Source organism: Paenibacillus xylanivorans (assembly GCF_001280595.1).
GTDB lineage: Bacteria > Bacillota > Bacilli > Paenibacillales > Paenibacillaceae > Paenibacillus > Paenibacillus xylanivorans.
Genome location: NZ_LITU01000060.1, coordinates 59,407 through 77,772 on the forward strand (window position 1 = coordinate 59,407; position 18,366 = coordinate 77,772).

Sequence of the window (18,366 nt, forward strand, 5' to 3'; positions counted from 1 at the left end):
TGTGTTATGAGAAATACCAGAACGTATTCCTGGGATTAAAAGGCTGAGGATTCAGGAAGGTTGTGGTATAATTTAGGTACATGTATTGATTATTACGGTTGGAAGGCGGTTCTGTATGCAGTCGATCTATGAGCGAATTGAACACCTGATTGCCGAACGAGGAATGACCAAGAAGGCTTTCTGCCAACAGCTGAAGATCAGCACGGGCAATCTGGGTGACTGGAAACGCGGTAAATCTATTCCGAGTACGAATAAACTAATTGAGATTGCTTCGTTTTTTGATGTGAGCCTGGACTGGCTCATGATTGGGCGTCCATCCAAGGAGGCGATGGTGCGGGAAAAACGGGAGGATTATTTTTTTGACGTGTTGCGGCAATTGAATTGCCAAGAAAGCGAATTATCGACTGTGGAACAGTCTTTTATCAGTGAATATATTGAGTTTACCCGTTATCGCAAATCCAAGGAAAGCAAAGATTCAGGCGACTTTCGTTACAAGGGGGAAGATAAGCCCAAAGGGGACGAGACGTTGTAGTCCAAGTTACTGCGAGTTAGTGCAAGCTAGGACTTGGCTGGACTATCTGGAAATAAAAAAACCGCTGAACACATCCGAATTCAATCGGAGAGTGGTTCAGCGGTTTTTTATTTTGAATTCTGTACAACATGCGAGACCGAAAGTCAATCCAATAACGTATGGCCTTCACTTGCGGAATGTGAGATTTGGTTTACCCAAAAGATCGGGTCGAAGAGAGTTCCAGATCTGAATGCATTGCTCCTGAAGTTCCCAGGCTGCCATTCCGAGCAAACGAACACCAATCCCGCCTGTAGCGAGCAAACTGGCCCCGGCAAGCATGCGACCATCTGGGGGAAGGGTGGATCGTACAGACTCCAGCTGTGCTGCGCCCAACCCAGGGGCAATCATCCATAAAGCCGCAGTGTGGGTGTAGTCTAACAACGCCGCGGATGATTTCGGATCGTCGGATTCTGGTTGGAGTCCGAAGCGATCCCACACAGCCAATTGCTTCCCTTGCCAGATTTTTGTCAGACTGCGATATCGCTTGAACTGAAAGACTTCTCCCCGATGAATTCGTCCAGCGGACCAGATATCCGCATACGCAAGTACTGCTTGTTCCCCCAACTCAAAGATCGTGGTGAGTGAGGATGAACTGCCTTTGAATGGGATGACACATTCAGGGAAGTACTCCAGCACCGCTCCTTGTTCCAGGCGGAAGTGATGGTTCACAGACGACGGAACAGTAGGTGTGGGATGGAGTCTCGTTGCTGATGTGCTGCTTAGCATTAAGTGAGTGTTCTGGCCCAAGTTCCACTCGGAGTCATAATGATCACCGTTCAGCACGCCTGGAGAGACGTCTGAAGTGTATATACATAATTCATCTCCGCCACCCGGAGGTCGAAAGGATCGACTGAACCGGAGGGGGGCGCTGTAATACCGATCGGTCATGACGGTGCGCCCGCCTTGGAGGGCGAAAGTGGCCCGAAGCTCGCTGCGGCGTATCAAGGCCTCTCCGGCACTGTGGTTCAGTCCATGTTCAACTCCATGTAAAGAGGAAGGTGAATTAGTGGCTGTGAGTCGTTCCGTGCTCATGGGTGTGTGTATGCAGATGCGCAGCGGATGCATCGTCATCCATATATTGATGTTCAAGCCAATGGACGATCTCGGATACCCCTTCACCGCTCATCAGGTTCGACATTACATAAGGCCGTCCTTCGCGTACCCGTTCAGTATCATCCTTCATCACTTGCAGACTTGCGCCAACATAAGGGGCTAGGTCGGTCTTGTTAATCAGCAGTAGATCTGAACGTGTAATACCCGGACCGCCTTTACGAGGCAGTTTTTCACCCTGAGCCACGTCAATAATGTAAATGAATACGTCTGCCAGTTCCGGGCTGAATGCAGCAGAGAGATTGTCGCCACCGCTTTCGATAAAGATCAGTTGCAGGTCTGGAAAGCGTTCAATCAACTCATCAACAGCTTCAAAATTCATTGAAGCATCCTCTCGAATAGCGGTATGCGGGCATCCCCCAGTCTCTACCCCGATAATGCGTTCCGGTGCGAGCGCGTTCTGACGCAGCAAAATCTCGGCATCTTCCTTCGTGTAAATATCATTGGTAATAACGGCCAAGCTGTAGCGTGTACGCAGTGCCTTGGACAGCTTCTCCACTAGGGCTGTTTTTCCTGAACCTACTGGCCCACCGATTCCGATTCGCATCGGGCGACTCCGATCAAATACCTTACGTTCCCACTCCGCATGATGCGTATGATTAGCTCCTCCACACATAACAAATTCCTCCTTGGTTTTGAATTATTGTAGTAGTTAGGACATGAACAGACGGGCTGGCAGGCTCTCGTGCCGCATAGCATAGATTTCCTGGGCAATACCGAAGCTGTGCATATCTTCCGGGTCGTCATCCCGAATTTGAGACCATTCAGAATCAATATCATTCAACAGTTTTTGGATAAGCATCTGTGCTTCGGTTTGCCCGATGGGCAGAAGACGCAGAGCGCTATTTACATAAGCGTTAACTGAGGTGTACAGATGTCCGGTGACAGCTTCGTCCAGTTCAATTTCCAATTGATAATTGATGTAGCCGTGAATGGTTGTGATGCCGCAAAAGGCACCATGTTCCTGTACGGCTTCATCGATTAGAACAAAATCCATCCATGGGTAAAGTGACCTCGCCAGCTTGAGTAATCGCTTCCCCATCTTGTGCCCGCTTTCCCGCAACTCCCTGGGGGTCCGCTGGGCGTGTACGCGTTTGTCATAAAGGGCTAGAAGGGCGGCATTCTGCTGTTCAATGGCTTGATAGACACCTTTAATGGCGAGACCATCGAGCCGCACGAGGCTGGAATGAAGCTGGCCGCGAATGAAGTGTTCGAGCTGGGCAGTGGTCTGTATCCTGCCGTCATGAGTGTATGCCTCCAGACCGAACGAGTGGGAGAATCCGCCAATGGGCAGGGCCGAATCCAGCAGTTGAACATAACGGAGTAATTTCGTGCCGCTGTGCATCATCATGCGTGTCCCCCTTTGTCAAAACATGAAATAGCGTTGCGCCATCGGTAACTCGTCCGCGGGCTCACAGGTGAGAAGTTCGCCATCAGCCCGTACCTCATAGGTTTCGGGATCAACTTCAATGACGGGTGTCACGTCGTTGTGAATCATGTCTTTTTTGCTCACCGAACGGCAGCCTTTAACAGGTTCCACTCGTTTGTTCAAACCTAGCGCCTCCTTAATTCCCGCATCTGCCGCGGCTTGGGAGACAAAGGTAATCGACCCTTTGGCAAGTGCGCCGCCGTAAGCACCGAACATTGGTCTACCAAATACGGGCTGCGGCGTAGGGATCGAAGCGTTGGGATCGCCCATCTGGGCGAAAGTGATCATGCCGCCCTTGATGACTATATCTGGCTTTACCCCGAAATAGGCCGGGTTCCAGACGATCAGGTCTGCGAGCTTGCCAACCTCTACGGAACCGACGAGATGGCCTATGCCGTGAGCAATTGCCGGATTGATCGTATATTTGGCAACATACCTTTTAATCCGATCGTTATCGGAAGGGGAGCCTGAGGTCAGTTCAAGCTTGCCTCGTTGCTTTTTCATCTTGTCGGCGGTTTGCCAGGTGCGAATAATGACTTCGCCAACCCGGCCCATCGCCTGTGAATCGGAACTGATGATGCTGAATACACCAAGATCATGCAAAATGTCTTCGGCTGCGATCGTTTCGGGACGAATTCGCGAATCGGCAAAAGCGACGTCCTCAGGGATGGATGGGTCCAGATGGTGACAAACCATCAGCATATCGAGATGCTCTTCTACGGTATTGCGTGTGTAAGGACGTGTTGGGTTGGTTGAAGAGGGGATGACGTAAGACTCTCCGGCAGCACGAATAATATCCGGCGCGTGTCCGCCGCCAGCCCCTTCCGTATGATAGGTGTGGATCGTGCGTCCGTTAATGGCCGCAAGTGTGTTTTCCAGAAATCCGGTCTCGTTTAGCGTATCGGTGTGAATAGCTACCTGAACATCATGTTCTCCGGCTGCGGTCAGACAGGCATCAATGGTGCTTGGCGTTGTGCCCCAATCTTCATGCAGCTTCAGTCCAATGACACCGGCTTCAATCTGTTCAATTAATGGAGCGGTGCTGGAACTGTTCCCTTTGCCGAGATAACCGATATTCATGGGAAATGCCTCTGCGGACTCCAGCATACGGTGGATGTGCCAGGCTCCGGGTGTGCAGGTGGTGGCTTTGGTGCCGGTTGCAGGTCCTGTACCGCCGCCAATCATGGTTGTAACTCCTGAAGATAGTGCCGTTTGAATCTGTTGTGGACAGATAAAATGAATATGGGTATCAATGCCTCCTGCGGTCACAATCATGCCTTCTCCGGCAATGATTTCGGTCGAAGCGCCAATAACCAGCGCGGAATCGACTCCGTCCATCGTATCCGGGTTGCCGGATTTGCCGATTGCGCAGATCAGGCCATCGCGAATGCCGATGTCCGCTTTTACAATCCCCCAATGATCGATGATGACGGCGTTGGTAATCACTGTATCAGGCGTGCCATCACTGCGAAGGGCGGATGTGGACTGACCCATCCCGTCACGAATAACCTTGCCGCCACCGAATTTACTTTCATCCCCATAGACAGCGTAATCATGCTCAATCTCTGCCCATAGTTCCGTATCTGCCAGTCTGACAGCATCCCCGGTTGTGGGTCCAAACATGGACGCGTATTGTTCACGACTCATTCGTTTCATAAAGGGTCCCCTCCGTCCTGCACAGGGGGTGCAAATGCCTTCAGGAATGTTTCCAGTTTCTGTGGATCGGGTGGCTGATCCGCCGATCCCTCAGTTAATCCGTTAAATCCATAAATCTGACGTTTGCCACCAAATGTGGTGAGTTCGACCGGTTTTTCTTCACCGGGTTCAAACCGGACAGCGGTGCCTGCTGGAATATGCAGGCGGTGCCCAAAAGTGGAAGGGCGATCGAAGTCCAGCGCAGCATTGACTTCATAGAAGTGAACGTGAGAACCAACCTGAACGGGACGGTCGCCGCGGTTCAGTACAATCAGACGCATGGTTGAGCGATCGGGATGACAGACGATCTCATCATCCTGTTTTAAGCGATATTCACCAGGGATCATGGAGTTCTCCTGCCTTTCTCATCGTATAGGTTCATGGACAGTGACCAGTTTTGTTCCGTCAGGAAAAGTGGCTTCCACCTGTACCTCGGGGATCATATCTGCTACACCATCCATACAGTCTTCACGAGTCAGGATCGTGCCGCCATATCTCATCAACTCTGCAACACTCATGCCATCGCGTGCGCGTTCCATGAGTTCGGAGGTCAATAATGCGATTGCTTCGGGAACATTTAGTTTAAGTCCGCGTCCTCTGCGTTCGCGGGAGAGGTTAGCGGCCACAGTAATCAGGAGTTTTTCTTTTTCCTGCTCAGTCCAGTGCAAGGTAATCCGACCTTTCCCTTAGATAGTCTATGTCGTCATGGATCATGTTATATGTTAAATATACTCACACAGGGTGGACCCTTTGTCAATATGGTTCCAATTATATTAGCAGTATGCATGAAACGAGTATGCATAAAATAAAATTGTGTAAGCATTATTGACACGGTGAGTGTGACCCTCCATAATTTGGATCAACGAACATTTCGGACATATATGACCTTAATGTTCGTCAATAGACTAAAAAAAGGGAGTGTAGGCTATTGAAGAAGAGGTCGGTCAAGTTATGGGGTATTTTGCTCGGTGCAGTCATTGCGTTAACAGGATGTGTGGAAGGTGGCACACCGCCTGAGGCATCGGGTTCGGGTGGGGCGGGAGAGTCGGTTTCGTCCGAAGATACGATTAAAGTAGGTGTCCTTCACTCCCTGAGTGGAACGATGGCGATCAGTGAAGTGTCCGTTAAGGATGCCGAGATGCTTGCCATTGATGAGATCAATGCCGCAGGCGGTGTTTTGGGTAAACAGATCGAGCCTGTGGTTGAAGACGGCGCTTCGGATTGGCCTACGTTTGCGGAGAAAGCAGGGAAGTTGCTTCAGCAGGACAAAGTAGCCGCTGTATTTGGTGGATGGACCTCTGCCAGTAGGAAAGCGATGCTTCCGGTGTTTGAACAGAACAAGGGTCTGTTGTTTTACCCTATACAATATGAAGGATTGGAATCATCCCCCAACATTTTTTATACAGGAGCCACAACGAATCAGCAGATCGTACCGTCCGTAACCTGGTTGCTGGAGAACAGGGGCAAGAAGTTTTACCTGCTGGGTTCGGATTATGTGTTCCCTAAAACGGCCAATCAGGTCATCAAAGCCCAGCTGGCAGCTGAAGGTGGAGAAGTGGTAGGTGAAGAATATACACCGCTGGGGCATACGGATTACAGTACGATTATCAGCAAAATCAAGGCTGCCAAGCCGGATATTGTATACAACACGCTGAATGGAGACAGTAATGTCGCCTTTTTCAAACAATTGAAGGATGCCGGGATCTCTTCGGAGCAGTTGACCACTCTGTCAGTGAGTGTGGCGGAGGAAGAAATCCGGGGAATTGGTGCGGATGTGCTGAAAGGGCATCTGGCTTCGTGGAACTATTATCAGACAACAGATACTCCTGAAAATAAAACATTTGTAGAGAAATATAAAGAAAAATATGGAGCTGACCGGGTGACGGCCGATCCGATTGAAGCGGGATATGTGGCAGTGTATCTGTGGAAAGCAGCTGTGGAAAAAGCCGGATCAACTGATGTTGAAAAGGTGAAGGAAGCTGCAAAAGGGCTGGAATTCGATGCGCCGGAAGGCAAAGTGACGGTGGACGGAGAGAACCAGCATATCTACAAAACGGTGCGGATTGGTGAAGTGCAGGAGGATGGACAATTCAAGGAATTGTGGAACTCTGGCGCACCAGTCAAACCTGATCCGTATCTGAAAACGTACGAATGGGGTGCTTCCCTTAGTACCAAATAGCACAGGCAACTCACGTCAGAACTGCTAAATAACCGACGAGGGTGAGACAACACACCCTCGTACAACATCACGGTAAAGCGTTGGTGCGAAATGTGAATGGTGTCTCGTATAAATTTTCATTTCAGATGTTCACAGCATGAGGAGGGAAAGGCGATGGATATGTTTGTCCTGCAACTGTTCAATGGGTTAAGCATCAGTTCCATCCTGCTGCTGATTGCGTTGGGACTTGCGGTTACATTTGGATTGATGAATGTCATTAACATGGCTCATGGAGAATTGATCATGATCGGCGCTTACGCAACGTATGTGACGCAAAATCTGTTCATTTCGTATGCTCCGCCAGCGTGGTTCGACGTCTATTTTATTGTGGCTTTGCCTATCGCCTTTGGAGCGGCGGCTCTTATAGGCTGGTTGCTGGAAGTGGTGCTGATCAGGCATCTATATGGGAGGCCGCTCGACAGTCTGCTTGCGACATGGGGCGTGGGTATGATGCTGCAACAATTGGCTCGAACGATATTTGGAGCGCCAAATGTAGGAGTATCCAGTCCTGCTTGGCTTAATGGAGGTCTGACCATCGCAGACGGCATTGTGTTTCCGTACAAACGGATTTTCATTATTGCGCTGGTTGCGATTGTGCTGTTGTGCATGTATTTGTACATCTATCGCACTTCTTCTGGGAGACGGATGAGGGCTGTGATGCAGAATCGGAGTATGGCGGGTTGTCTCGGGATCTCCACCAGACGAGTGGATGGCATGACCTTTGCGATTGGTTCGGGCATTGCTGGAGTCGCAGGGTGTGCATTGACGCTCATTGGCCCGATTGGCCCCTCGCTGGGTACGTATTATATCGTGGATGCATTCATGGTGGTTGTGCTAGGCGGTGTCGGGAAACTGGTAGGGACCGTGTGTGGTGCGCTCGGAATTGGCATGTTCAATACGTTATTTGAAACGTATACCTCCGCCTCCATCGGTAAGGTGCTGGTATTTGTATGTATCGTAGCTTTTCTGCAATGGAAGCCGCGCGGGCTCGTTGCCATACGGACCCGGAGTCTGGATTAATACGAAGAAAGGGGGTTATGTGATGTTTGCACTTCTCAAGACGGGTAGTTTGAAAATGAAGATCATCTGGGCGGTTGTTCTGATCATGATGTGTCTAGCTCCGCTTATTTCTACGGAATTCCGGCTTAGTCTGTTGGCGAAATTCCTGGCCCTGGCCATTCTGGCAATCGGTCTGGATCTGATCTGGGGATATGGAGGGGTGCTTAGTCTGGGGCATGGCGTATTCTTTGGACTTGGCGGGTACGCCATGGCGATGTATCTGAAGCTGCAGGCCAGCGGTTCAACACTTCCAGACTTTATGGGATGGAGTGGTCTTAGTGGTCTGCCGTGGTTCTGGGAACCGTTCAGGTCATTTCCGGTGGCGCTATTGCTGGGCATTGCTCTTCCAGCATTGCTGGCCTTTGCCCTAGGGTGGTTCACGTTCCGTAACCGGATCACTGGTGTGTATTTTACAATCCTGACCCAAGCTTTAGTCCTCATTACAGTGACGTTATTTGTCGGCAAACAGGAATGGACGGGAGGGACCAACGGTATAACGGGATATAACGCTATCTTTGGTTTTACCCTTCATTCGGCAGGGACAACGATTGCTCTCTACTATATAACGCTTGCCGTCCTGGTGCTCGCCTATCTGCTCTGTCGCCGGGTGGTGAACAGCAGGTTCGGTCAGGTGCTTGAAGCTGCGCGGGATGGGGAGAATCGGGTTCGCTTTCTTGGATATGACCCGGCAGGATACAAAACGCTGGCCTTCGCCCTTTCTGGAGCGCTTGCGGGAATCGCCGGCATGTTATTTGTGCTCCAGGTAGGGATCATCTCGCCTTCCATGATGGGGATCGTGCCGTCGATTGAAATGGTATTATGGGTTGCTTTGGGTGGTCGTGGAACGCTGATTGGTGCGGTGATCGGAGCTGTGGTTCTGAACGCAGCCAAAACGGGCATCAGTGAAGCTTATCCGGAAGGTTGGTTGTTCGTCATCGGAGGGCTCTTTGTAACCGTAGTCTTGTTCATGCCAAATGGACTTGTTGGGGTATACCGTCATGTCGTGCGCTTGCTGAAACGGAGAGGAGAGGTTGTGCATGTTCCAGTCAGTCAGGAAAAACCTAAAGTCTACTGAAGTTCCGGTAGTGATGGTTGCGGAGGAAATTACGGTGGCATTTGGCGGTTTTGTTGCAGTCAAAGGCATGAATCTAAAGCTGCATGAACATGATCTTCATTTTCTAATCGGCCCGAATGGTGCGGGGAAAACGACAATGCTGGATGTCATCTGTGGCAAAACCAAGCCTGTGTCCGGTACGGTGAAGATGGCGGATGGTGCGGATCTGACACGTCTGAAGGAGCACCAGATTGTTCGGAAAGGGGTAGGCCGCAAGTTCCAGGCTCCCTCAATCTTTGCTGGTCTGACCGTGCAGGAGAATCTGACGCTGGCTGCGGAGACTTGTCGTTCTCCTTTACAGGCTCTAGGTATTCAGCGGTATGCGAAAATAAGTCCGGCCATGGAGCAGATTACGCTCCAGATTGGTCTGCAGGACCGTGTGGACGCGTGTGCAGGAGCGCTATCCCATGGGGAGAAGCAGTGGCTTGAGATTGGCATGTTGCTGCTGCAGGAACCTCGTGTATTACTGCTGGATGAACCGGCAGCGGGGATGACGGACGAAGAAACACATAAGACGGGCCGTCTCCTGCAGGAGATTGCGCGGGAAAGGTCTGTTGTGGTAGTGGAGCATGATATGGAGTTTGTTCGCGAGTTTGCAGCCAAAGTGACAGTGATGCATGAAGGGAAGTTGCTAAAGGAAGGTACGATGGCGGAAGTGCAGGAAGATCCAAGAGTGGCTGAAGTGTACCTGGGCAAAAGGAGGGCTGACGATGCTGTCGTTGCAACGAATTGAGTCTGGTTATGGGGGGAGTAATGTGCTGCGCAGCGTTAATCTGGATGTCCAGCCAGGTCAGGTGGTATGCCTGATGGGGCGCAATGGTGTAGGGAAAACCACCTTGATGAAGACGTTGATGGGGCTTCTTAAAACGCGGAAGGGAAGTATTCAATGGAAAGGTCAGGAACTATCCACCCACGACCCGGCCAAGCGGGCCAGGGCGGGAATTGGATATGTGCCACAGGGACGGGAAATCTTCCCGCAGCTTACGGTAAAAGAAAATCTGTTGCTGGGTCTGGAGACAAGTAGCTCAGGGGTGAAGACGTTCCCGGAGGATGTGCTGGCGATGTTTCCAGTGCTTGCGACAATGTATGGACGGCAGGGTGGTGATCTGAGTGGTGGGCAGCAGCAGCAGCTGGCATTTGCCCGGGCATTGGCTTCCCGGCCCGGATTGTTGCTTCTAGATGAGCCGACAGAAGGCATTCAGCCTTCCATTGTAGAGGATATCCGGCAGGTCATTTTGCAAATTAAGGCAAAGGGTGAAATCTCCATCTTGCTGGTGGAGCAAAGCATTGATTTTGTACGCGGTGCTGCAGATTATATCTATGTAATGGACAAAGGAGCAATTGCTCTGCAAGGAACACCGCGAGAGCTCGATATGTCGCAGTTTGAGCACCATCTGTCTGTGTAGCTAAGAATCGTGGTGTAGGGTGAGTTCAGGCGTGCTTGTCCAGAATGTTGGAATACTTCGGATATAGTCTTCGGATGCAATCCGGGCAGATATCATGGGTGAATTCGGCATGAGTGTGCTTCTCCAAATAACTCTCAACAGAGTTCCAGCTGTCCTGTTCATCCTTGATTTGCTTGCAGACGGCGCAAATGGGAAGCAGTCCGCGTAAAGTGCGTACTTCTGACAGGGCCTTCTTCAATTGGCGTTCTGTCTGTTTCTGTTCGGTAACATCCGTGTGTGCAATCAGTGCAAGATCAGACAGCAGGGATGGGTCGGCCTGAATCAATGGGGTGAGTTCCAGACGGAACCACCGTTGTTCGTTGTGGACAGTTTGAACGGAGATGTCATATGTATGACTGTCTTTAAAAGGTGCAGTGATACTTTTTAACTCCTGAACAATCCTCGCATTCTTTGTTTTCTCCTCGCGTAATGTCCGCTCCTCTATAAGATGAAGGTAATGAGGTGGTTCAAGTGTTGTTCTGAAGGTGCTTGATGTGTTCGGTTTGGGAAGCAGTTGTCCGAGTCCCTGTTGCCAAGCCGTATTGCAGCTGCGGATGATCCAATTGTGGTCGACGATGATAAGCTGGTGTTGCATGGACTGGAACGATAATCTCTCCAGATCGGATATTAAGTACCTCATGAAATGAGCTCCTCCTTGGCAGAAATCTTACCTTAAATCATCTGGAATTCCCAAAATGTCTGCGACCTGGTTCCTGAACCGGGTTGCTTTGCGTGTGCCGTGAATGAGATTGGACAGACGGTATGGCGGAATGTCATATTGTTCGCAAAATGTCTTTTGGTCGACCTGGAGTTCGGTTAGTCGTCGTTTAATGGCCCATCCGAATGGAGTCACAGGTTTCTTCTTGTTCAAAAGGGTTCACCCCTCTGTTGGAATGTAGTGTTCAGCTGGGTATTCTTGGTGTAGAATATATAGAAATACGAGCTGTATGATTTATTATATACGTATTTACGTCATCTAACAATTAAAAAAGACGGAAATAAGTGTATTTTAATATGTTAAATGGCGTAAATACGTTAAATAGACAAAATAAATGATATAAGAAACACGCCAGCAATGAGGTTGCGGCGTGTTTTTTGTATTTTACTGTATGAGGAGGCGGGTTGTATGAAGGGGAAAGGGGGTAGAAGATTAGGCTCTGTATGCGTGAAGCCCTGCACCAAGCATGTGAAAGCTCGGGAACAACGTTTTCATGGACATTGAGGTTGGTTGTGCCGGTCCATCCGCAGCGGAGGCGCTGACGGTATGCCATTCATGCTCCAGGTCTGCGGTGAGGCGAACCAACAGGTCCTGTGTTGTATCGGAATTGAGGGGGATAACTTTGGAGGCTTCGGTTATGCAGGCACTCATGGCTGAATGCAGATAACCAAGGACCGCCTCCTCGACAGGGATTTCAAGGTGGTGGTTAATCCAGGCGTGAACAGTGGAGAGGCAGCCAACGGATTCATACTTAGCCAGGGTTTGTTCGAGATGGCTAAAATCAATCCAGGGGTGGAGTGCACGAGCCAGCTTAATCAGTCGTTTGCCCATTGTGGAGGCATGTTCTCTGAGATTGACTGGGGTCCGCTGGACATGGACGAGCTTGTCGATGAGGGCTGTACGCCACGCGTCATTGTGATCTGCGGCGGTGTATATGCCTTTAATCGCCATGCCTTCCAGACGCACGATGCTGGGGTGCAACTGGCAGCGCATGAATGATTCGAGATCTTCAGCGCTACGAATGGTACCTTCAGCGATATGGGCATCCATTCCGAAGGAATGGGTGAAGCCGCCAACCTGTATAGAGGAATCAAGCAGTTTGACGTAATCGAGCAGCTTATTCCCACGGTTCACAATCTTTCGCCTCCTACGTTCGTTAAATGTTATGTTAAATAACATTTATACTCCTTTTTGGTTCGTTTTATGTTTGTAAATCCGAATTATATGATATATATATTCACATAAATATCCGCTTTTTGTCAATAGTTTCTTGTTTTTTTAAATAGTAAAACTATTTAATGTTATTTTATATAACTTTGTAAGTTATATTATTCTAAGATGATTTGAAGGGTGGTAATACAAATAAAGTAGAGTAATCAGCCTGATCGGGTATAAAAACGAGATCAAATTTAATCATATGCGCTTCGTAGGAGAAAATGACGAGATTATACGATTTATGGAAGGAAAGCGCAGTTAAAATGATATTAAGAAAAATGCTTTACTTTTAAACATGAACCGGGTATAATCAATTCTGTTGCCGATTATTTACGACATGCGGTCGTGGTGGAATGGCAGACACGCTATCTTGAGGGGGTAGTGGGTTTATACCCGTGGAGGTTCGAGTCCTCTCGACCGCATCATAAGAACGATTAAGAAGAAGCTTCCCATACGGGGAGCTTCTTTTTTTTGCTTTTTTTACAGTACAAAGGGTCGGACAAAAAAAAGTCATCCGTTTACCCCGGTTGCATATTCACTCTGTCTGCCGGGTTCGGATGACCTTTGCTTGTTATTTAAACAATTCTTTGATGTCTGCTTCAATTTTATCAGGTGTTGTTTTGGGAGCATACCGTTTCAGAACACGTCCATTCTGATCCACAAGGAATTTGGTGAAGTTCCATTTGATGGCTTTGGAGCCGAGTACGCCGGGTGCTTCTTTGGTAAGATGCTGGAATAGTGGGTGAGCGCTTGAACCATTCACATCGATCTTCTCAAACATCGGGAAGCTGACACCATAGTTCATCTGGCAGAACTCAGCAATATCATCAGAAGAGCCTTTTTCCTGTGCAAACTGATTGCTTGGAAAACCAAGAACTTCAAATGGGGAGTCTTTAAACTTGTCCTGAAGTTCCTGCAGACCTTTAAATTGAGGTGTGAGGCCGCATTGGCTTGCTGTATTCACGATAAGCAGTACTTTGTCACGATAGTTGGACATTTCAATTTCCTGACCGCGAAGGGTGTTTACTTTGTAGTCGTAGACTGACATGAAAATCGCCTCCATTTCGTATTCTTCTATCCTTTATTATATTGATTGCAATTAAATATTGCAAAATTAATATCGTTTTTTTAACGCAATTTAGACCTATCGTGTATGATCTGTGAATGATTTGCTACCTAAATTTCGCTAAAGAGAGAATTAGAGAGCTTTGAAGAGATGGGTAGAGAATGGATGTGTTGTAAGCGCTATTATTGATGTGAAATGGCAAAAATCCGTCGATTCGGTGATCTGCGCAGACTTTACACCAATATGGCACGGGTGTATGATTCATATCGTAATTCCAATTTAAATTAAATTTTACATGAAAAACGAAACAAACGATAATATCGCTCTGATTAACGAATATAAAGGAACGATGTTTTAATCGCTGAGTTTCCATTCATTCATGGGTGGAAAACGGGGGAACCAACAGGATGAACTGTCTAGGACAGTGGGCATCCATGGGGTGAATTTTCCGGTGACAGCCGGAAATAGGGCGACTCTCGCGCCCGAATCCGTCAGCTAACCTCGTAAGCGTTAAAGGGAGAGGCAACAAGCCGTACGCTGGTTCATAGTGTCTTTTTGCTATGGATTATTGAAGAAGCGTCCGGGAGGCCTTGGTCCCCCACGCTTCTTTTTTGTTGTCTTTTCACGCCAAGGGAGGAACGAATGATGGATAAAGAGATGATCTTAGTGACTGCTCCAAATGAAGCAGGACGTAAATTTATCAAATTGCTGATGTACAAAAAAATGCCGTTTGCCGTTCTGACCAACAGTGCAGGGGAAGAGCGCAGGCTCCGAAGAATCGGTGTGGAGCATGTCATTCGCATGAACACGGCTGCAGCTCAGAAATGGTTTTTGCCGCAAGGCAGTGTCGGCAATGTTTTTATTTTCGAAAATAGCTTAAACCTGACCTGCCGATATTTGCAGATCTGCCGCTCCTGGACATCCAAGTCCCTATGTGTCATTACAGAACAAAGCCACCCAAAAGGGATCTATCGGGGAATGGGAGCAGACCGTATCGTATATTCCTTGAATGGGGAAGTCGGGTTTCTGCTTAATGGTTAGTGGCTAGTACTATTCCTGTGATTGATCCGATGTAAGCTGCCTGTTATAATTGAAATCATAAATAGACGGAATCTTGAGGAGACTCATGCATGATGGTGGGTCTTCTTTTTTATGGTTTGGGGAATGGCAATATGAATTTCCTGTGGCTAACGAGGAGGAATAGGCGTGCCGGATGTACGTGGAATACAATGGTTGTTCTTTGATGTAGGGGATACGCTCGTGGACGAGTGGGAGCCGGTGGATGATATTATCGGTCAGTTCGTTCGTGAAGCTTGTGCGCTTGGTTATCAGGTGGAGATGCAGACGGTACGAGATATATTTGCCGCCTCCTACCGAAATTACGAGCAATGGCCGATGAAATTGGCTATTCGTACCCTCATCAGCGATGAGGGGCACCGGGAACAGATACAGGAGAAGCTGAAGTTCCGCAAAGAGCTTGAGCACCCCTTCGCGTCAGCCGACGCTGTTCTCCAGACGTTGTCGCAGCACTATAAGATTGGCATCATTGCCAATCAGAGCCCGGGGACGGAGAATCGGCTGGATAGCTACGGCTTGCGCAAGTATGTGGATGTGCTGGCCTGTTCGGCTGAAGAAGGAGTGTCCAAGCCTGATCCTGAATTGTATGCTGTAGCGTTGAAACAGGCGGGATGTAAACCCGAGGAAGCGGTCATGATCGGCGACCGGATTGATAATGATATTATTCCGGCTAAAAAGCTGGGTATGCATACGATCCGGATTTTGCAGGGTTATGGCAGATTTCAGCCGGAGCTTGCAGATGCAGAATGTCCGGACTGGACGATTGAATCACTGGATGAACTTCTTCCGTTGTTGATGGTCACTCAAAAATCCGATAAATAAACCAGGAGCGGTATTTAAGATCTAATCTAATAGGTGTGGATTAGGTTGCTGCTAAAACATATAAAAGGCTGATCATCTCAAGGGGTACATTACTTGAGTTGATCAGCCTTTTTGAGTTAGACGAAATACAGTTTAGTTTCATTATAACCTAGAACAACAGAATGGTCTGGATGATCAGATACACATTCAGGACAACGATAACTCCGGCAATGATCCAGGAGATGATTTTGAGCCAGAGCTTGTTGGCAAAAGCCCCCATGCTTTTTTTGTCATTCGTAAACATTATCAGCGGAATCACGGCAAAGGGTAGCTGCAGAGACAGCACAACCTGGCTCAGAATCAACAGTTCCTCTGTTCCGTGCTCTCCGGCAATGGCTGTTACGATGACAGCCGGGATGATCGCGATCAGACGTGTTACCAGTCGACGAAGCCACGCCGGAATACGAATGTTCAGAAAACCTTCCATTACAATCTGTCCAGACAGCGTGCCGGTGAGTGTTGAGTTCTGGCCTGAAGCCAGCAGGGCTACAGCGAACAGGATGCTGGCGATGGTGGTTCCCAGCAAAGGTGTCAGCAGATGGTAAGCATCCGTAATTTCCGCGACCTGGGTCATGCCTGCGCTATGGAACACGGCAGCTGACACAATCAGGATGGCTGCATTGATGAACAGGGCCAGCGTTAAAGCGATGGTTGAATCCATAGTGGAATAGAGAATCGCTTCTTTTTTACCCTTAGTTGTCTTTTCAATCTGACGGGTCTGTACGATGGAAGAATGCAGATACAGATTATGGGGCATCACGGTTGCGCCAATAATTCCGATGGCGATGTAGAGCATGGCTGGATTTTGCAAAATCTCGGCACTGGGTACAAAGCCGTGCATGACGCCGCCCATATCCGGTTTGGCGAGAAACAGGTCAATTCCGAAGCAAAGGGCGATGGTAGCCATCAGCACAATGACGAGGGATTCCAATGCGCGGAAGCCTTTATTTTGCAGCAAAAGAATGACGAGTACATCGACCGCTGTAATAATGACGCCGTATAACATGGGAATGTTGAACAGCAGCTTGAGTGCGATGGCTGAACCAATAACCTCGGCAAGGTCGGTGGCTGCAATCGCAAGCTCGCACAAAATCCATAACACCATAACTACAGGCATGCTGAATCGTTCGCGGCAGGCTTGCGCCAAATCCCGTCCTGTGACAATCCCGAGCTTACCAGCGAGAGACTGTAACACAACAGCCATCAGGTTTGAAATCAGAATAACGGACAATAACGTATAACCGAATTGTGAACCACCTGCAATATCAGTTGCCCAATTCCCGGGATCCATATATCCAACGGCAACCAGGTAACCTGGTCCAACAAAAGCAAGGAATTTTTTCCACCAAGCAGCGTTCTGAGGCACCTTCATGGAGCTATGGGCTTCCCCGAGAGAGGGGGCCATACCCGCAGCCAATGGCTCATTTGAAGGAGTATTGAACGGATTCTTTTTACTCATAATATAATCACCCAACTTTGAAGTATTGATATTCTATATGAAGAGGAACGGTGTCATTCCTTTGATTAAATTTGAACATTGAAACCAAAATCAAAAACGTAATTAAACTACTTTCGATATGTCTAAACGTTTATGTTGATAATTACATTGTACTCCTTCAAATATTTTTGTCTAGTGCAACTTTTGTGTAGGAGGACAAGATTTACCGGAGAGTGAGTTGTGCCTTAGTATATTACCCAACCTCCGATAAATTACTGTGTTCATTCCAAAATGCATGAAAATGATAAAGATGTAAAAGCTGAATAAGGATCCAACATGCGTTTCAAAATAAGCCAGAAGTTTAAATTGAATAGTAGGCAGTAAAAAAAATTGAAGGTGAAGGAGAGATTCTTAATGGAAGCTTTATATACAGCAACAGCGACAGTTCAAGGTGGACGTACAGGTTCGGTGGCTTCTTCGGATGGTGTGCTCAAGCATGATCTGAAAATGCCAAAAGAGCTTGGAGGCCCCGGTGGTGAAGGAACCAACCCTGAACAGCTCTTTGCAGCCGGATACGGTGCATGTTATGAGAGTGCCCTCGCCAATGTGGCGCGCAAAGCGGGCGTGAAGTTGGAGAATGTGGTGGTAACCAGCAATGTATCCATTGGCAAAGATCCTGCGGATGACGGTTTTCAGCTGTCGGTACGTTTGGATGTGAGCATGCCTGGTGTGGATCACAGTCAAGCAGAAGATCTAGCGCGTAAGGCACATGATTTCTGTCCTTATTCCAAAGCAACCCGCGGCAATATTGATGTGGTACTTAATGTAGTTTAAGACCTGGCTCTTAGGAGTAAAGGGAACATATAGAGCAGGGTATCTTTGGATACCTGACGTTCGAGTATAAGACCCTGCTGACCATCGGCAGGGTTTTGTATTTTATAATCCCGTTGGATGCAGGAGATTGCGTGTTGGACAGCGTACTATTTTACATAATCTACTCTTGCTTGAAGTCATACATTCGAATAAGGGGGGAACAATAATGAGTATTGAAGAGATGATAGAACGACGATTTGTATGTACCAAATGCAGGGGTACGGACTGTAATATTAAGGAAGTATCCATGTCAGGAGCAGGACTTAGCAAAATGTTTGATATTCAGCACAATCATTATCTCTTCGTCGCCTGTTCTTCCTGTGGATATGTTGAAGTATTCGATCCGGATGTGTTAAAAGGGAAAAAACAGGGTCAGGTGGGTACCATTCTTGATATTCTATTTGGCAGGTAAATGTGCGTTGAGTTGACATCGAACTAAAATTTCTTTAATATGATTTAGTACTAAGAAGTGTCATT

21 protein-coding genes, 1 tRNA gene and 1 riboswitch are annotated in these 18,366 nt (G+C 48.3%); of the genes, 11 read left to right on the forward strand and 11 right to left on the reverse strand.

The features are described from left to right. The first annotated feature begins 115 nt into the window (after positions 1–115). Positions 116–532 (forward strand): helix-turn-helix domain-containing protein, encoded by a 417-nt coding sequence (locus AMS66_RS15595; protein ID WP_053781687.1) that lies wholly within the window; start codon positions 116–118, stop codon positions 530–532. Positions 533–697: 165 nt separating this feature from the next. Here the strand turns inward: AMS66_RS15595 and AMS66_RS15600 are convergent, their stop codons facing one another. The 6 genes from AMS66_RS15600 to AMS66_RS15625 are packed head-to-tail and all read right to left on the reverse strand — an operon-like array spanning position 698 to position 5,473. Further along, a complete protein-coding gene (locus tag AMS66_RS15600; protein ID WP_236703426.1) occupies positions 698–1,603 on the reverse strand; it encodes an urease accessory protein UreD in 906 nt (301 codons plus the stop codon). Further along, positions 1,575–2,297 (reverse strand): urease accessory protein UreG, encoded by a 723-nt coding sequence (ureG, locus tag AMS66_RS15605; RefSeq protein WP_053781689.1) that lies wholly within the window; start codon positions 2,295–2,297, stop codon positions 1,575–1,577. The genes AMS66_RS15600 and ureG overlap by 29 nt, the downstream gene beginning before the upstream one ends. Before the next feature lie 36 nt (positions 2,298–2,333). Further along, the gene (locus AMS66_RS15610; protein ID WP_053781690.1) at positions 2,334–3,032 is read right to left on the reverse strand and encodes an urease accessory protein UreF; all 699 of its coding nucleotides are present in this window, start codon (positions 3,030–3,032) and stop codon (positions 2,334–2,336) included. Positions 3,033–3,047: 15 nt separating this feature from the next. After that, entirely contained in the window at positions 3,048–4,766 is a 1,719-nt protein-coding gene (gene ureC / locus AMS66_RS15615; RefSeq protein ID WP_053781691.1) for an urease subunit alpha, read from the reverse strand. Next, positions 4,763–5,152 carry an urease subunit beta gene (locus AMS66_RS15620; protein ID WP_053781692.1) on the reverse strand — a complete coding sequence of 130 codons (390 nt, stop codon included), beginning with the start codon at positions 5,150–5,152 and terminating at the stop codon, positions 4,763–4,765. Before AMS66_RS15620 ends, ureC begins: the two co-directional genes overlap by 4 nt. An 18-nt stretch (positions 5,153–5,170) precedes the next feature. Next, positions 5,171–5,473, reverse strand: coding sequence for an urease subunit gamma (locus AMS66_RS15625; protein ID WP_053781693.1), 303 nt, complete (start codon positions 5,471–5,473; stop codon positions 5,171–5,173). Positions 5,474–5,733: 260 nt separating this feature from the next. On the opposite strand from AMS66_RS15625, the gene urtA reads away from it, so the two are divergent. The 5 genes from urtA to urtE all read left to right on the forward strand — a co-directional run bounded on the left by urtA (position 5,734) and on the right by urtE (position 10,602). Next, positions 5,734–6,984 (forward strand): urea ABC transporter substrate-binding protein, encoded by a 1,251-nt coding sequence (gene urtA, locus AMS66_RS15630; RefSeq protein ID WP_053781694.1) that lies wholly within the window; start codon positions 5,734–5,736, stop codon positions 6,982–6,984. Positions 6,985–7,137: 153 nt separating this feature from the next. Then, positions 7,138–8,043, forward strand: a complete 906-nt coding sequence (gene urtB / locus AMS66_RS15635) for an urea ABC transporter permease subunit UrtB (protein ID WP_053781695.1) — start codon at positions 7,138–7,140, stop codon at positions 8,041–8,043. Positions 8,044–8,065: 22 nt separating this feature from the next. Next, positions 8,066–9,157, forward strand: coding sequence for an urea ABC transporter permease subunit UrtC (gene urtC, locus AMS66_RS15640; RefSeq protein WP_053781696.1), 1,092 nt, complete (start codon positions 8,066–8,068; stop codon positions 9,155–9,157). Beyond that, on the forward strand, positions 9,120–9,929 hold the full coding sequence (urtD, locus tag AMS66_RS15645; RefSeq protein ID WP_053781801.1) for an urea ABC transporter ATP-binding protein UrtD: 810 nt from the start codon (positions 9,120–9,122) through the stop codon (positions 9,927–9,929). Before urtC ends, urtD begins: the two co-directional genes overlap by 38 nt. Continuing rightward, positions 9,907–10,602, forward strand: a complete 696-nt coding sequence (urtE, locus tag AMS66_RS15650) for an urea ABC transporter ATP-binding subunit UrtE (RefSeq protein ID WP_053781697.1) — start codon at positions 9,907–9,909, stop codon at positions 10,600–10,602. The genes urtD and urtE overlap by 23 nt, the downstream gene beginning before the upstream one ends. 25 nt (positions 10,603–10,627) lie before the next feature. On the opposite strand, the gene AMS66_RS15655 is transcribed toward urtE, so the two are convergent. The 3 genes from AMS66_RS15655 to AMS66_RS15665 all read right to left on the reverse strand — a co-directional run bounded on the left by AMS66_RS15655 (position 10,628) and on the right by AMS66_RS15665 (position 12,493). Beyond that, positions 10,628–11,281: a nitrogen regulation protein NR(II) gene (locus AMS66_RS15655; protein WP_053781698.1), complete on the reverse strand. Its 654-nt coding sequence runs from the start codon at positions 11,279–11,281 to the stop codon at positions 10,628–10,630. A 27-nt stretch (positions 11,282–11,308) separates the two neighbouring features. Next, positions 11,309–11,512, reverse strand: coding sequence for a hypothetical protein (locus AMS66_RS15660; RefSeq protein ID WP_053781699.1), 204 nt, complete (start codon positions 11,510–11,512; stop codon positions 11,309–11,311). A 279-nt stretch (positions 11,513–11,791) separates the two neighbouring features. Continuing rightward, complete coding sequence (locus tag AMS66_RS15665; RefSeq protein ID WP_053781700.1) at positions 11,792–12,493, reverse strand: urease accessory protein UreF; 702 nt, start codon at positions 12,491–12,493, stop codon at positions 11,792–11,794. Between the two features lie 420 nt (positions 12,494–12,913). On the opposite strand from AMS66_RS15665, the gene AMS66_RS15670 reads away from it, so the two are divergent. Beyond that, positions 12,914–12,996, forward strand: a tRNA-Leu gene (locus AMS66_RS15670). A 149-nt stretch (positions 12,997–13,145) separates the two neighbouring features. On the opposite strand, the gene AMS66_RS15675 is transcribed toward AMS66_RS15670, so the two are convergent. Continuing rightward, the gene (locus tag AMS66_RS15675) at positions 13,146–13,622 is read right to left on the reverse strand and encodes a glutathione peroxidase (protein WP_053781701.1); all 477 of its coding nucleotides are present in this window, start codon (positions 13,620–13,622) and stop codon (positions 13,146–13,148) included. 367 nt (positions 13,623–13,989) lie between these two features. Beyond that, positions 13,990–14,165, forward strand: a riboswitch (cyclic di-AMP (ydaO/yuaA leader). 117 nt (positions 14,166–14,282) lie between these two features. Between AMS66_RS15675 and AMS66_RS15680 the strand changes: the two genes are divergently transcribed. Continuing rightward, positions 14,283–14,681, forward strand: a complete 399-nt coding sequence (locus tag AMS66_RS15680; protein ID WP_228469185.1) for an HAD family hydrolase — start codon at positions 14,283–14,285, stop codon at positions 14,679–14,681. A gap of 165 nt (positions 14,682–14,846) precedes the next feature. Further along, complete coding sequence (locus AMS66_RS15685) at positions 14,847–15,539, forward strand: HAD family hydrolase (RefSeq protein WP_053781702.1); 693 nt, start codon at positions 14,847–14,849, stop codon at positions 15,537–15,539. Between the two features lie 148 nt (positions 15,540–15,687). Here AMS66_RS15685 and AMS66_RS15690 read toward each other — a convergent pair whose 3' ends face one another. Further along, the gene (locus AMS66_RS15690) at positions 15,688–16,983 is read right to left on the reverse strand and encodes an Nramp family divalent metal transporter (protein WP_053781802.1); all 1,296 of its coding nucleotides are present in this window, start codon (positions 16,981–16,983) and stop codon (positions 15,688–15,690) included. Between the two features lie 447 nt (positions 16,984–17,430). Between AMS66_RS15690 and AMS66_RS15695 the strand changes: the two genes are divergently transcribed. Together AMS66_RS15695 and AMS66_RS15700 are read left to right on the forward strand one after the other, a co-directional pair. Next, a complete protein-coding gene (locus AMS66_RS15695) occupies positions 17,431–17,850 on the forward strand; it encodes an organic hydroperoxide resistance protein (protein ID WP_053781703.1) in 420 nt (139 codons plus the stop codon). Between the two features lie 205 nt (positions 17,851–18,055). Continuing rightward, positions 18,056–18,301, forward strand: a complete 246-nt coding sequence (locus AMS66_RS15700) for a zinc ribbon domain-containing protein (protein WP_053781704.1) — start codon at positions 18,056–18,058, stop codon at positions 18,299–18,301. Positions 18,302–18,366: the final 65 nt, after the last annotated feature.

Excerpts from the sequence above, each read along its gene's own strand:
- AMS66_RS15595 (WP_053781687.1), top strand. The coding sequence starts at position 116 with ATGCAGTCGATCTATGAGCGAATTGAACACCTGATTGCCGAACGAGGA.
- AMS66_RS15600 (WP_236703426.1), bottom strand. The coding sequence starts at position 1,603 with ATGAGCACGGAACGACTCACAGCCACTAATTCACCTTCCTCTTTACAT.
- ureG (WP_053781689.1), bottom strand. The coding sequence starts at position 2,297 with ATGTGTGGAGGAGCTAATCATACGCATCATGCGGAGTGGGAACGTAAG.
- AMS66_RS15610 (WP_053781690.1), bottom strand. The coding sequence starts at position 3,032 with ATGATGATGCACAGCGGCACGAAATTACTCCGTTATGTTCAACTGCTG.
- ureC (WP_053781691.1), bottom strand. The coding sequence starts at position 4,766 with ATGAAACGAATGAGTCGTGAACAATACGCGTCCATGTTTGGACCCACA.
- AMS66_RS15620 (WP_053781692.1), bottom strand. The coding sequence starts at position 5,152 with ATGATCCCTGGTGAATATCGCTTAAAACAGGATGATGAGATCGTCTGT.
- urtB (WP_053781695.1), top strand. The coding sequence starts at position 7,138 with ATGGATATGTTTGTCCTGCAACTGTTCAATGGGTTAAGCATCAGTTCC.
- urtC (WP_053781696.1), top strand. The coding sequence starts at position 8,066 with ATGTTTGCACTTCTCAAGACGGGTAGTTTGAAAATGAAGATCATCTGG.
- urtD (WP_053781801.1), top strand. The coding sequence starts at position 9,120 with ATGTTCCAGTCAGTCAGGAAAAACCTAAAGTCTACTGAAGTTCCGGTA.
- urtE (WP_053781697.1), top strand. The coding sequence starts at position 9,907 with ATGCTGTCGTTGCAACGAATTGAGTCTGGTTATGGGGGGAGTAATGTG.
- AMS66_RS15655 (WP_053781698.1), bottom strand. The coding sequence starts at position 11,281 with ATGAGGTACTTAATATCCGATCTGGAGAGATTATCGTTCCAGTCCATG.
- AMS66_RS15675 (WP_053781701.1), bottom strand. The coding sequence starts at position 13,622 with ATGTCAGTCTACGACTACAAAGTAAACACCCTTCGCGGTCAGGAAATT.
- AMS66_RS15680 (WP_228469185.1), top strand. The coding sequence starts at position 14,283 with ATGATGGATAAAGAGATGATCTTAGTGACTGCTCCAAATGAAGCAGGA.
- AMS66_RS15690 (WP_053781802.1), bottom strand. The coding sequence starts at position 16,983 with ATGGCCCCCTCTCTCGGGGAAGCCCATAGCTCCATGAAGGTGCCTCAG.
- AMS66_RS15695 (WP_053781703.1), top strand. The coding sequence starts at position 17,431 with ATGGAAGCTTTATATACAGCAACAGCGACAGTTCAAGGTGGACGTACA.
- AMS66_RS15700 (WP_053781704.1), top strand. The coding sequence starts at position 18,056 with ATGAGTATTGAAGAGATGATAGAACGACGATTTGTATGTACCAAATGC.